Raw genomic sequence first — 14,181 nt, 5'->3', positions numbered from 1 at the left:
CATGAACACTCAGGATAAAATATACGTTGCTGGTCATAGAGGAATGGTGGGCTCAGCTATTGTGAGACGTTTGCAGAAGGAAGGGTTTAATAATATTATAACACGCACCTCGAAAGAGCTGGATTTGCGTGATCAGGCTGCGGTAGCAGCTTTCTTTACTGATGTAAAACCCGATTACGTATTTCTTGCTGCTGCCAAAGTTGGAGGTATCATGGCAAACAATACCTATCGTGGGCAGTTCATCTATGAAAACCTAATGATTCAAAACAATGTTATTCATCATGCCCATCTGAATAATGCCAAAAAACTGATGTTTCTAGGCTCTTCGTGTATTTATCCCAAAATGGCACCACAGCCGTTGAAAGAAGAATACCTGCTTACCGGTCCGTTGGAACCGACAAATGAGCCTTATGCTATAGCCAAAATTGCAGGTATCGAAATGTGCGATGCCTACCGGGCACAGTATGGAAGTAATTTTATTTCCGTGATGCCAACTAATCTATACGGCCCCAACGATAATTATGATCTGACTACTTCTCATGTATTACCGGCAATGCTGCGTAAAATGCATGAGGCAAAAGTCAATAATCAACCAGAAGTTATCATCTGGGGTACGGGAACTCCCAAGCGTGAATTTTTGCACGCCGACGATATGGCGGATGCCTGTTTTTATCTCATGCAAAACTACAATGAAAAGGGACTCGTAAATATCGGTGTGGGAGAAGATATAAGCATCCGGGATCTTGCGCAGTTAATAAAGAGGATTGTAGGATTTGAAGGAGAACTGATATTTGACACAAGTAAACCGGACGGCACCCCAAGAAAGTTAATGGATGTAAGCAAATTGCATAATTTAGGCTGGAAAGCCAGTCTCAACCTTGAAGAAGGTATTAATAAGGTTTACGAAGAAGTAAAGAGCAAAAATTGGATAAAGTGATTCTGCTCTCGTAATGTGGCCGGAATTCTCTATTTTTATACTAATCCCCATCTGTCACCTTAATGTATTGAAAATATTATCTTTGCGTTTTGATAAGTCAAGTGTATGTATTAATACAATACACTTGACTTATCAGAATGTTTGTGATGTCTGATCCCGTGTACATTTTTAAGCAATCAAAAAAGAATTAATGAAACATCTCGTTTGGATGGTAACAGCTTTGTTACTATTTGGTGCAGCTAATGCGCAGGAGAAGTTGCCTGTCATTGTGCCTTATAACCCCCAGGACATCCGGGAACTTTACCTGGATAGCAGTAACCACCACACTGCCTTTAAGCCTATTTTGCATGAGGATACCAGTGCCATGTATACCAATCCGGATACGACTAAACGTAGCTGGTTCCACCGGAAACTGTTTAACGAACACCTTCTTGAATACCGTAACAAGGATTATAATGTATTCATTGATTTTCTTCCGGATTTTCAGGTCGGTAAGTCACGCGACGGAAGCAGAACTACCTGGTTGAATACGAGAGGAGCCAGTATCCAGGCGAATATTGGTACCAAATTTTATTTTGAATCTTATTTCTTCGAAAACCAGGGAAAGTTTCCTTATTATCTTGACCAGTATATCCGTAAGAACCAGATTGTACCAGGGCAGGGAGGAATTAAGGATTATAGCGAAGGAAAGGCATTTGATTACAACTATGCCAGTGCATTGCTAAGCTATACACCTAATAAGTATCTTAATATAACGGCGGGATATGGACAGAATTTTATTGGAGATGGATACCGTTCCCTGATCCTGTCTGATATACAATTCAGTTATCCATATCTGAAGCTTACGGGAACGCTTGGAAATGTTCAATACACGGCTATGTGGGCCCAGTTTATGGACAAACACAGCCAGAGTTTCGCAACGGCTTATGACGATCTGGGATACTATAAGAAATGGGGAGTATTTCATTTTCTGGACTGGAACGTGAGCAAACGGCTCACTATTGGTCTCTTTGATGCTGTGATCTGGCCGGATGCAGATTCATCAGGTCGAAAACGTGGTTTCGACTGGAGCTATATGAATCCTATCATCTTCCTGCGCTCAGCAGAATTCTCTGAAGGCTCTTCAGATAATGCCCTTGTTGGTATGAACGCCAAGTTTAAGTTATTTCCTAAAACCACAATATATGGCCAGCTGGTGTTGGATGAATTTAAGTTGAAAGAGGTGTTTGGTGGTAAAGGCTGGTGGGCAAACAAACAATCTGCTCAACTGGGCTTCAGATCTTTTGATCTGTTTAAGGTAAATAAGCTGGATCTGCAGGGGGAATTTAATGTAGTTCGGCCATACACTTATTCTTACAAAAGCACTCTAATTAATTACGAGCATTATAACCAGTCATTAGCACACCCGTTGGGAGCAAATTTCTGGGAAGTACTTGGCATTGCTACGTATCGCATCAAGCGTTGGTATGGCAGGGGAGAATTGATGTATTCAAAGTACGGAGATGATCCTGATGCAAAAACCAATTATGGTCATGATATATCCAAACCATATACTACCCGGGTTAATGATTATGGTAATTGGATAGGCCAGGGAATTAAAACCAATTTGTTATACGCACAGGGAACTATTGCCTATGTGCTTAATCCTAAATATAATCTCCGGTTAGAAACCTCATTGGCAGCCAGAAGGGTGAGTAACGATATTACCAGAACCACTGACCTGATATTTAGCATTGGTTTACGCAGTACTTTCCGCCAGTTCTATTACGACTTCTGATTAATAGTGCCTAAACATACGCAAGCCCTTCCGCTTTCCGGCGCAAGGGCCTTTTATTTAAAAACGCAAAAAGGGGAGGATAATAATGGACAAAGGGCCGAAATAACAGTTTGTCAAAAAAGGTATCAGGTAAGAGAGGCCTGGTCATCCTGTACTTAATATACTAAAAAATCATAATATCAAATACATAACCCCTGTTCCTTCCAGTGTTGCCGATAATTTATAACTTCGCAGCATGCATTACGTTACAGTAGAAGGGCTTACCAAATCTTTTGGGACCAAACCATTATTCAGGGACATTTCTTTTCATATTGAAGAAGGAGATAAAATAGCGCTGGTGGCGCTTAACGGGACAGGAAAATCAACCCTGCTCCGCATTTTATGCGGTAAAGACACTCCCGACAGCGGTAAAGTCTGGATTCATAAAGACGTAACCGTTGTAATGCTGGAACAACAATCCGGCTTTGATCTTTCGAAAACTGTGATCGAAAATATCTTTAATCATAATAACCCAATACTGAATGCCATCAAGGAATACGAGTTGCTTACAGAGGAAGGACACGAGCCAGACCTGGATAAGTTAACGGATGCCATCGCCAAAATGGACGAACTGAACGCCTGGCACTTTGATAGTAAAGTAAAACAGATATTAGGGAAACTTAATATACACAACCTGGACCAACCGGTTGGCTCCCTCTCCGGCGGCCAGCAAAAAAGGGTGGCTCTGGCCAAGGTATTGATCGAAATCGGATTCGAACACAAGCATGTGTTGCTTATTATGGATGAGCCTACCAACCACCTCGATGTATCTATGATTGAGTGGCTGGAAAATTATCTTGACCAGGAAAAAGTAACCCTGCTCCTCGTTACGCACGACCGTTATTTCCTTGACAGTGTATGTAACGAAATTATGGAGCTTGACAGGGAGCAGCTCTTTATTTATAAAGGTGATTATGAAAATTACCTGGAGAAAAAGGCTGCCAGGGAAGATAGCGAGAAATCCAGTGTAGATAAGGCACGTAATCTTTATCGCAAGGAGCTGGAATGGATGCGTAAGCAACCTAAAGCCCGTACCACCAAATCTAAATCACGCCAGGATGCTTTCTACGAGGTAAAGGAAAAAGCCAGCACGAAGGTAGCCGAACAACAGCTGGAGCTGAATGTGAAGATGACCCGCCTCGGAGGGAAAATCCTCGAACTGAAAAAAGTATATAAATCTTTTGGAGATCTGAAGATCCTTAAAGGAATGGACTATACCTTTAAAAAGGGAGAACGTGTAGGTATTGTCGGAAAAAATGGGGTTGGCAAATCTACTTTTCTGAATATGCTCCTCGGTACCGAGCAACCCGACTCCGGTAAAATTAATGTTGGTGAAACCATTGTGTTCGGTAATTATTCGCAGACCGGGCTGGTAGTGAAAGAGGATATGCGGGTGATTGAGTTTGTGAAAAACATTGCTGAAAATTTCCCATTGGCAGATGGCACTAAAGTGAGTGCTGCCCAATTCCTTGAACTATTCCTGTTTCCAGCAGAAAAGCAATATACCTACATCTCCAAACTGAGTGGAGGAGAAAAAAGACGGCTGCACCTGTTGTCCATTTTATTTAGGAATCCTAATTTCCTCGTGCTGGATGAACCAACCAATGATCTCGATTTACCAACCCTCAGTATACTGGAAAATTTCCTGCAGGAATTCCAGGGTTGCGTGATCATTGTAAGCCACGACCGTTATTTTATGGATAAACTGGTAGAGCACCTGTTTGTTTTTGAAGGAAATGGGGAGATCCGCGATTTTCCTGGTAATTATACCCAGTACCGCGAGTGGGAGAAGGAAGAAGATAAAAGGAAAACCACTGCACCAAAAAAAGAGAGTACACCTGAGCCTGTAACGCCGGTAGTTATAGCCGAAAGTAAAACTCGTAAGTTGTCTTTTAAGGAGAAGCGGGAACTTGAATTACTGGAAAAGGAAATAGAGCAGCTGGAAAAAGAAAAGAAGAATATTGAAGCTTCATTATCCAGTGGAGAGCTACCTTTTGATAAAATGGAACCGATGACCCACCGGATTGGCGAGATCATTCAATTGCTGGATGAGAAAGGAATGCGATGGCTCGAGCTGAGTGAAATGAATAGTTAAGCATCGGATTAATAATAAAACGGGAAAAGCAGCTCATTACTGAACTGTTTTTCCGTTTTATAAGGGACTATTTCAATAAGTGTGTAAACTTAAAAATCGGGGATCAAATTAATAACTGGATTCTCACCCTTTTATCAAAAATAGTTAAAAATTGATTCAGGATCATGCCCCAGTTTCTAATGGGCATGGTCCATTTTTTTGACACTTCCCGTAAAGCCAGGTACACCGATTTAAACACAGCTTCATCAGTGGGGAAGGACAGCTTGTTTTTGGTGTATTTTCTGATTTTGCCGTTCAGGTTTTCGATGAGGTTTGTGGTGTAGATGATCTGTCTTATCTCCAGGGGAAAGTCAAAAAAAGACGGTCAGTTCCTCCCAGTTCTCACGCCAGCTTTTGATGGCATAAGTATACTTTGTACTCCATTTAGCATCCAGAGCGTCAAGAGCAGCCATGGCAGCTGGCCTGGTCGGTGCAGCGTAAACATCTTTCATGTCCGTGGTAAATTCCTTTTTATCTTTCCAGACTATGTAGCGGCAGCTGTTAAGTATCTGATGGACTACACAAACCTGGGTGGCAGATTGAGGGAAGACTGATTTTATGGTCTGTGTGAAGCCATTCAGATTATCCGTGGCTGTTATCAAAATATCTTCCAGGCCACGGGCCTTCAGGTTCGTAAGTACAGTCATCCAATAGGCGGCTGATTCATTCTTACCCAGCCACATTCCCAAAACTTCTTTGAGCCCATCCCGCTTTAGTCCTACAGCGATACAGACGGTTTTATTTACCACTTTACTGTTCTCTCGTACTTTAAACACAATGCCATCCATCCAGACTATGAGATAAACCGGTTCTAATGGCCGGTTTTGCCAAGCGACAATATCTTCTGCCACGCGACTGGTTATACGGCTGATTGTGGCTGTGGAAACATCAAATTTATATACTTCCCGTATTTGTTCTTCGATGTTTGATTGTTAATATAGCTTTGCGCGCTACTCTCCAATGCAATTCCTGTTAACAATAACAGTGATGATAATATTCTTTTCATAGATTAAATCAGGGATGGGTTATTTATTATTTTAGGTTACTGTTTATTTTATAGAATACTTGTTGATATAAATATAATAGTGCTACCTAATTTGTTATCCTCTCTTTTAAATTTATCGGTGGGGTCAACTAATAAAAAATGTGTATAAAAAGGGCACCATAATCAATTAAAACGGCCGGTTCCAATTTTATTGAAAACGGCCGGTTTTGATCTGGTAGCCTCGTCAAGAATCGAACTTGAATCTGGAGCTTCGGAAACTCTTATACTATCCATTGTACTACGAGGCCATAAAACTCGCGCAAATCTACATTTTCTAATGTACAATCCCAAATTGCATTAAAGATTGATATTACTTTTGAAGATTTTTACCGCAATAGCCAGCAGGATCACCCCGAAAAATTTGCGTAATACCATCAGTCCGGCCTTGCCCAGCAAGCGTTCTATATAATTCAGCGAGCGGAGCACAATATACACGATCAGCAGGTTCAAACAGATACCCGCCAGGATATTATACTGTCCGAAGTTGGCTTTCAACGACATAATGGTGGTCAGCGTACCCGAACCCGCTATCAGCGGAAAGGCAATAGGTACCACGCTGCCAGCCTTGGCATCCGGATCCGTTTTGAAAAACTCCAGCCCCAGGATCATTTCCAGCCCGATAACGAATATTACGATAGAACCCGCCACCGCAAAGGAATGTACATCCACACTCAATAACTTAAGGAAGGGCTCCCCCACCAGCAGGAACAGGATCATCAGGAAACCGGAGGCCAGCGTGGCTTTGCCGGCGTCTATATGGCCAAGCTTCTCTTTCAGCGATACCAGTACAGGAACAGATCCCACAATATCAATCACCGCAAATAACGTAAAAGTAATGGCCAGGATTTGGTCGAAACTGAACATGAATGCTATTTTGTGTAAATATAGGGAGAATGGGGAACGTTTCATCCCGGCCGCTTTTCTGATTATATTTGTTTAATTACTTTTTATATGACAGAGGATATCATTATTCAGATCAGCAACAAGATCAAGGAAAAAAGAAAGGCCAAGGGCATTACCATCCAGGAACTGGCCGACAGGGCAGAGGTGAGCAAAGGGCTGATATCCCAGATAGAGAATAACAGGACAGTACCCTCCCTGCTGGTATTGATCAATATTATTAAAGCCCTGCGGCTGGATATGAATGAGTTCTTCAACGAAATTGATCAGCAAACCCAAAGCGCAAAGGTCATCATCAAACAAAAAGCCTCCTACCAGGAGTTTGAAAAGGAGCCTGCCAAAGGATTCGTTTATAAAAGAGTGCTCACCAGAAATGTGAAGAACTTCCCGGTAGACATCGTATTACTCGAGCTGAAAAAAGGCGCCCACCGCTCACAAATAGTAAAAACCGATGCCTACGAGTATAAATATATTATCAAAGGCACCGTTGAATACCTGATCGATAACGAAAAGTATATCCTGGAAGAAGGCGACTCCCTCTTCTTCGACGGCCGGCTCGGACATAAACCCCGCAACATAGGCCAGGAGAATGCACAGATCCTGGTAGTATATTTCTTCCTCGGCAATGATAAGTAAGATTACAAATACTTAACATTAAATTTAGTATAGATTAACATTCCGGTCACATAGGATCCTAAACTTTGCATGTAAACATTTTACCCAAACCTACATTTACATGCAATCAAATCTACTCCGGGCGCTCAAAAGGCAGCTATGCACCATGCTGTTGCTGCTACTCGCCACCCTATCTGTACATGCCCAGCAGGCAATTACGGGAAAAGTTATTGCGGGCGACGACCGCCAGCCGGTGATCGGCGCCACCGTTAAAGTAAAAGGAGCCAACCGCGGCGCCGTTACCGACGCCACCGGCAGTTTTGCTATCTCCGCAGCAGGTACCGATGTGCTCCAGGTAAGCTTTATTGGCTTCCTGCCACAGGAATATCCCCTGAAAGGAGTATCTGATGTGACTATCCTCTTACAGCCGGATAAAAAAGCCCTCGATGAGGTAGTGGTAACGGCATTGGGTATACGAAAAGAAGTGAAAAAAGTAGGGTATGCGGTACAGGAAGTAAAAGGAGCAGATCTGATCAAAGCCAGGGAACCTAACCCGGTAAATGGTTTGGTAGGTAAAGTAGCCGGCCTTACGGTAGGCGCTTCCGCCGAACTGCTGTCGGCCCCGCTCGTGCTGCTCCGTGGCAGTAACATTGGTTTGTATGTGGTAGACGGAGTACCCATCAACTCTGATACCTGGAATATTTCCCCTGATGATATTGAAAGCTATACCGTCCTGAAAGGCGTAACTGCTTCCGCTTTGTATGGCTCCCGTGGCCTCAATGGCGCCATCATGATCACCACTAAAAAAGGAACAAAAGATGCACGCGGCCTTTCTATTGATTTTAACTCCAGTACCATGTTCGAAAAAGGATTCAACGCCATCCCCAAAGTACAGGATGAATATGGCCCCGGCGATCATGGTAAATATGCTTTTGTAGACGGTAAAGGAGGTGGAACCAACGACGGCGACTACGACGTGTGGGGCCCTAAATTTGAAGGACAGCTCATTCCCCAGTACGATAGCCCGGTAGATCCGGCTACCGGCAAACGCACAGGTACCCCCTGGATTGCACGAGGTAAAAACAACCTGCAGCGCTTCCTGCAAACCGGTTTGCTGAGCACCAACAACATCGCCGTATCTTCCCATACAGAGAAAGCAGACCTGCGCTTCTCCCTGTCACATTCTTACCAGAAAGGAATTGTGCCCAACACCTCCCTGAACATCACCAACTTCAATATCTCCGCAGGTTATAACTTCAACTCCCGGTTAAGACTGGATGCTTATATGAACTATAACCGCCAGTATTCAAACAATTTCCCGGATGTAACCTATGGCCCCAACAGTATTATTTATAATACCCTTATCTGGGCGGGCGCCGATTGGAGCATGGACGATATGCGCAACTACTGGCAGCCCGGCAAGGAAGGGATACAGTCTATTTACGCGGAATACCAACGTTATCATAACCCCTGGTTCATGACCTACGAATGGCTGCGCGGCCACTACAAAACAGATATCAACGGTTATGCAAAACTGAACTATAAGATCAATGATAAACTGGAACTGTTAGCCCGTACGCAAATCACCTCCTACGACCTGATGAGGAATGAGAAAGTGCCTTTCTCCGCTCACCCCTATGGCCGCGAAGAAGGTAAAGGTGATTACCGGGAAGATAAACGCAGCATGTTTGAAAATAACACCGATGTATTGTTGTCTTACACCAACACCTTCCGTCAGATAGGTATCCATGCCTCTGTAGGCGGTAACGCACGTTCCTACCGGTATAACTCCAGCTATGTATCTACCGGTTACCTGAATGCACCGGGATGGTATGGATTTGCCAACAGCCGCGACCCGTTGTTTGCTACTAACTACTACGCGCCTATGCTGGTATTGAGCGCTTATGGATATCTGGATATCGACCTGGGAAAATATGCAACAGTTTCCTTAACCAACCGTATCGATAAAGCTTCCAACCTGCCTATACGAAACAATGTTTATTCCTACCCGTCTGTGGCTGTGAGTACCGTGTTGTCTGACTACATACAGCTGCCGGAAGCAGTATCTTTCCTGAAGCTCCGGGGCTCCTATGCCAACGTAAAAGGCGGCTTTACACAGGCTACCATTGGCGCTACGCCACTGGCTACTTACCCGCTGGGATATGGTTCTGAATACCAGTCGTCTTATGACGGCCCTATCTATAATACTTCTTTCTATAATGTTTCACCGGTATATCAGAACCAGGCAGGGGCTTATATTTCACAAACTATTGCCAATCCTGACCTGAAGCCTTTTGCCAGTAAAGCGGTGGAAGCCGGTATAGACATCCGTTTCCTGAAAAACCGTATAGGCATTGACGGTACCTACTTCACCAGCCAGAATGGCCCGCAGATCTACGATGTAATTATTCCCAGCGCTACCGGTTATGCCAAGAACCGTATCAACGGTGTAAATACCCGTAAAACCGGTTATGAAGTAACCCTGAATGGCAGCCCGATCAGAAATCCCAATGGCCTTAACTGGAATATCACGGCCAACTGGTCCACCTTCCAGGAAAAATATACGAAGATCTACGACGGGGAAGACAAGCTGAATGCCTTTGTGGGTGTGGGCGACCGGGTAGATAAGATCTACGGTACCAAATTCGTGAGAACTGCCGACGGGCAGATCATTAACGGATCAGATGGCCGCCCGGTAGTAAATCCAACACAGCAGTTCCTCGGAAATGCAAGCGCCGACTGGGTTTGGGGTGTCAACAATAACTTCAGCTATAAAGGCATCAGCCTTAGCTTCCAGTTCGATGGCCGCGTTGGAGGTAACATGATCGATTACATTCAGCAACAAACCTTTCGTGGCGGACGTAACATCCTTACCACGGAAGGAGCCATGGGAGAGGCCCGGTACCAGGATTACAAAGGCGTGAAATCCTACCTGGGCCAGGGTGTAGTGGTAAGCAACAATGTTCCCATCCAATACGATAATAACGGTAATGTAACCAACTATGATAAACTGCAGTACGCACCTAATACCACCAAAACATTCCTGCAGGATTATATCAGCGTGTACTACAGAACCAACGAAGCAAACCTGATCAGTAAAACATTTGCAAAACTGCGGGAGATAACTATAGGCTACGCATTGCCACAAACCATATTGAGAGGAACTTTCATCAGATCGGCCAATATCTCCTTTGTGGGCAGGAACCTGCTCTATTTTGCAAAGAATAAAGACGTGGACCTGGACCAGTACCCGGGCGCAGACCAGGGATCTTCTACCCTCCAAACGCCTACTACGAAGAGATACGGCTTTAACATCAACCTCAGCTTCTGATCCGTCACTTAAAAACAATGTATTGTATGAAATCTTTCAAAATATTAACCTTCATTGCTTTAACAGGTGCTGTGATCAGTAGCTGTAACAAGAAGTATGATGATTATGCCATTAACACCAATAAGCCTGCACAAACCCCGCCCAGTCTGGTGTTAGGCGGCGTGCTGGCAGATATGAACTCAGATAAGCCCTGGAGCAATGTAATGCGCTGGAACCAGTTCGATTGCTGTAACTATAACTATTACGGTGATCAGCGTTACGATTGGGGAGGAGCAGACCTGAACAGTTACTACAGCCTCACGAATGTACAGCAAATGGAAGCAGAAGCCTCCCGTTTAGGCGGGCAGGCAGTGAACCCGTATGGTGCGTTGGGTAAGTTTTTCCGGGCCTGGTTCTTTTACCGCATGACCAACCTGGTGGGTGATCTGCCAATGAAGAAGGCATTGCAGGGTAAAGAAGGTCTGACACCGGCGTATGATGAACAAAAGCAGGTGTTTTTACAGATCCTGCAATGGCTGGAAGAAGCCAATACCCAGCTGGGCCAGCAGATCGCCAATCCCGATAAAAGCAATACCGCAGAAGGACAGCTTCTGAAAGGAGATTTTTATTACGGAAATGACCTTGGTAAATGGCAGCGCGCCGTGAACACTTTCCGTTTACGGGTACTCATTACCTTAAGTAAAAAAACAGCTGATGCTGATCTGAAAGTAGCGCAGCAGTTCAAGAACATTGTTAGTAATCCTGCCAAATACCCGCTAATTGAATCCGCAGATCAGAACCTGCAGTTCATCTACAATAACATCAACAAGTATCCGTCTAACCCGGATAACCTGGGCTTTGACGCTACCAGGTACAATATGTCGGCCACTTACCTGAATACACTGGTATCGCTCAGGGACCCGCGTGCTTATATTACCGCAGAACCGGCCACACAACAGGTGAATAAGCTGCATAAATCGCCTGCTGATATCACTGCTTATGTGGGTGCAGCTTCCGGTGAAAGCCTGGATGATATGTCGTCGAAAATGTCGAATGTGGATACTGCCGTGTATTCTGTGCGCAGCCGCAGCCGCTACTACAGCAGCTATGCGGCGGAACCGGGTGTGTTGCTTGGCTTCCCCGAATTATGCTTCAACATGGCTGAGGCGGCAAATCGCGGCTGGATTGAGGCCGATGCAGAAACCTGGTATAAAAAAGGCATCAGGGCATCCCTGAGCTTTTATGGCATCCCGGCTGAAACGGCAGGATCTATTATTAAAACGTATAATGGTCAGCGTTATGAAGTACCGTTCGATTTTGAGAACGGCTATTACAAACAGGCCAGTGTAAAATACCAGGGTAATAATGCGCAGGGGCTTGCGCAGATCCTCACACAAAAGTACCTGGCATTCTTTGAAAACTCCGGCTGGGAAGCATACATCAACTGGAGAAGAACCGGTATACCTGCTTTCAGCGTGGGCTCCGGTACAGGCAACAGCGGCATTATTCCCAAACGCTTTAAGTACCCTGATTCCGACCGCTCTTCCAACACCATCAACTGGACTGCTGCCCTGAAAAGCCAGTTCGGCGGCACTACCGACGATATCAATGCGGATATGTGGCTGCTGAAGTAGTGCGCGAATGGTGGCCTTCGGCCACCTAAATTGTCTTGGTTCGGGATTAGGATGATGATGCTGATTACGCGGATTTTGTCCTGGAACACTGATTACGCTGATTATACTGATTTCATTGATATTTTTTAGAGAGAAGAAGAAGGAATTGTTTTCCTTTCTTCTTTTCTCTTTTTTTATTAAACTGGTAATAATTCTTCTTCATCTTACAAATTCACATTAAAATCCAAACAACAAAACGTAGGAAAATCAGCGTAATCAGCATCATCATCCTAATCCTGCTCCAAGACAATTTAAGTGGCCGAAGGCCACGAAAACGAGTTTAATAATACTTAACATTAAGTTCAGCATTTGTTAACAATGAGTTTACATTGGACCCACACCTTTGTCCCAAACCATTTGTCAAAAAGATGTTGAATATTACCTGGATACGGAAGCGGTTGCAACATGCGCATCATGTTACTTTTTCACTGTATGCAGCCCTGGTGGCCTTTGGTACGTATTCCTGCATGTATGCCTTCAGGAAGCCGTTTACAGCGGGCATTTTTGAGGGAGTAACTTTCCTGGGCATTGATTACAAGATCTGGCTGGTAATTACACAAACAATTGGTTATGCCTGCAGCAAGTTTTACGGTATCCGTTTTATTGCAGAAATGAAAGGGAGTAAACGGGCGCAGAGCATCATGCTGCTGATAGGTATATCATGGCTGGCCTTACTGGGTTTCGCCATGGTGCCGGCGCCATATAATATTGCGTTTCTTTTTCTTAACGGGTTTCCGCTGGGCATGATCTGGGGCCTGGTGTTCAGCTACCTGGAAGGCCGGCGCAGTACGGAGTTTATGGGAGCCGTATTATCGGTGAGCTTTATCTTTTCTTCAGGGTTTGTAAAATCGGTAGGTAAAATGACGGTGGTGAGCTGGCATGTAACGGAATACTGGATGCCTTTTATCACCGGCCTGGTATTTATTGTGCCCATCATGATCTGTATACTGTTGCTGGAGCAGATCCCGCCCCCTTCGCCTGAGGACGAGCAATTGAGAACCCGCCGCGCGCCTATGAACAAACAGGAAAGGAAAACATTTCTTCATACCTTTTTACCGGGGCTGGTATTACTCATTGCCAGTTATGTATTACTTACCGTATTGAGGGATATGCGTGATAATTTTGCGGCAGATATCTGGAAAGACCTCGGGTACGGTACACAGGCGGGCATTTTTACACAAACGGAAATTCCTGTTTCGCTGGCCATCATTGTGATCATGGGATTGCTGGTGTTTGTGAAGAATAATTTTCACGCGTTTATGCTCAATCATTTTATTGTGATCACCGGGTTCCTGCTGGCATTGATCAGCACCCTGTTATTCCGGCAGCACCGGCTGGACCCTGTATGGTGGATGACCTTAACAGGACTGGGATTATATATGGGTTACATTCCCTTTAACTGTATTTTCTTTGAAAGACTTATTGCGGTATTTAAATACGTGAGCAACGTAGGGTTTATCATTTATGTGGCCGATTCATTTGGCTACCTGGGAAGTGTGCTGGTGATGTTGTTCAGGAACTTTGGCGGGATGGCTTTATCGTGGAGCCAGTTTTTTACGGATGCAGTATTGGGCGTATCTGTAACAGGTATCGTGATGATGCTGGCATCTGCCTGGTATTTTAAAAAAAGAGTTGAATCAGTGAACAATAAAAGCGCTTCAACCCTGGATGAAGTACAGATTGCAGCCTGATAAGAACAGGTTGTAAAACCCATAAAAAAAGGCAAATCGTGCATGCTGAATGCGCAATTT

The 14,181-nt window shown here is 44.4% G+C and carries 10 protein-coding genes and 1 tRNA gene; 7 read left to right on the top strand and 4 right to left on the bottom strand.

What is annotated here, in order from left to right; translation table 11 throughout:
* The first annotated feature begins 1 nt into the window (after nt 1).
* The 3 genes from fcl to ABIE50_RS01350 all read left to right on the top strand — a co-directional run bounded on the left by fcl (nt 2) and on the right by ABIE50_RS01350 (nt 4,848).
* Nucleotides 2-937, top strand: a complete 936-nt coding sequence (fcl, locus tag ABIE50_RS01360) for a GDP-L-fucose synthase (protein ID WP_209856700.1) — start codon at nt 2-4, stop codon at nt 935-937.
* A gap of 190 nt (nt 938-1,127) precedes the next feature.
* The gene (locus tag ABIE50_RS01355) at nt 1,128-2,714 is read left to right on the top strand and encodes a hypothetical protein (protein WP_209856702.1); all 1,587 of its coding nucleotides are present in this window, start codon (nt 1,128-1,130) and stop codon (nt 2,712-2,714) included.
* Between the two features lie 235 nt (nt 2,715-2,949).
* Nucleotides 2,950-4,848 (top strand): ABC-F family ATP-binding cassette domain-containing protein, encoded by a 1,899-nt coding sequence (locus ABIE50_RS01350; protein ID WP_209856704.1) that lies wholly within the window; start codon nt 2,950-2,952, stop codon nt 4,846-4,848.
* 103 nt (nt 4,849-4,951) lie between these two features.
* On the opposite strand, the gene ABIE50_RS01345 is transcribed toward ABIE50_RS01350, so the two are convergent.
* The 4 genes from ABIE50_RS01345 to ABIE50_RS01330 all read right to left on the bottom strand — a co-directional run bounded on the left by ABIE50_RS01345 (nt 4,952) and on the right by ABIE50_RS01330 (nt 6,796).
* Nucleotides 4,952-5,146 (bottom strand): hypothetical protein, encoded by a 195-nt coding sequence (locus tag ABIE50_RS01345; protein WP_354028281.1) that lies wholly within the window; start codon nt 5,144-5,146, stop codon nt 4,952-4,954.
* Between the two features lie 52 nt (nt 5,147-5,198).
* Nucleotides 5,199-5,759, bottom strand: a complete 561-nt coding sequence (locus ABIE50_RS01340) for an IS256 family transposase (protein ID WP_354028280.1) — start codon at nt 5,757-5,759, stop codon at nt 5,199-5,201.
* Nucleotides 5,760-6,105: 346 nt separating this feature from the next.
* Nucleotides 6,106-6,180, bottom strand: a tRNA-Arg gene (locus tag ABIE50_RS01335).
* Between the two features lie 49 nt (nt 6,181-6,229).
* A complete protein-coding gene (locus tag ABIE50_RS01330) occupies nt 6,230-6,796 on the bottom strand; it encodes a MarC family protein (protein ID WP_209856706.1) in 567 nt (188 codons plus the stop codon).
* Nucleotides 6,797-6,883: 87 nt separating this feature from the next.
* Here ABIE50_RS01330 and ABIE50_RS01325 point away from each other — a divergent pair, with 87 nt between their 5' ends.
* The 4 genes from ABIE50_RS01325 to ABIE50_RS01310 all read left to right on the top strand — a co-directional run bounded on the left by ABIE50_RS01325 (nt 6,884) and on the right by ABIE50_RS01310 (nt 14,121).
* Nucleotides 6,884-7,468 carry a helix-turn-helix domain-containing protein gene (locus ABIE50_RS01325; RefSeq protein ID WP_142684871.1) on the top strand — a complete coding sequence of 195 codons (585 nt, stop codon included), beginning with the start codon at nt 6,884-6,886 and terminating at the stop codon, nt 7,466-7,468.
* 100 nt (nt 7,469-7,568) lie between these two features.
* Nucleotides 7,569-10,778, top strand: a complete 3,210-nt coding sequence (locus ABIE50_RS01320; protein ID WP_354027836.1) for a SusC/RagA family TonB-linked outer membrane protein — start codon at nt 7,569-7,571, stop codon at nt 10,776-10,778.
* A 26-nt stretch (nt 10,779-10,804) separates the two neighbouring features.
* Nucleotides 10,805-12,391: a SusD/RagB family nutrient-binding outer membrane lipoprotein gene (locus ABIE50_RS01315; protein ID WP_209856708.1), complete on the top strand. Its 1,587-nt coding sequence runs from the start codon at nt 10,805-10,807 to the stop codon at nt 12,389-12,391.
* A gap of 407 nt (nt 12,392-12,798) precedes the next feature.
* On the top strand, nt 12,799-14,121 hold the full coding sequence (locus ABIE50_RS01310; RefSeq protein WP_209856710.1) for a DUF5690 family protein: 1,323 nt from the start codon (nt 12,799-12,801) through the stop codon (nt 14,119-14,121).
* The last annotated feature ends 60 nt before the right edge of the window (nt 14,122-14,181 follow it).

The organism is Chitinophaga sp. OAE865, from assembly GCF_040546735.1.
Classification (GTDB): Bacteria; Bacteroidota; Bacteroidia; order Chitinophagales; family Chitinophagaceae; genus Chitinophaga; species Chitinophaga polysaccharea_A.
This window is presented reverse-complemented; position numbering and strand designations above follow the sequence as displayed.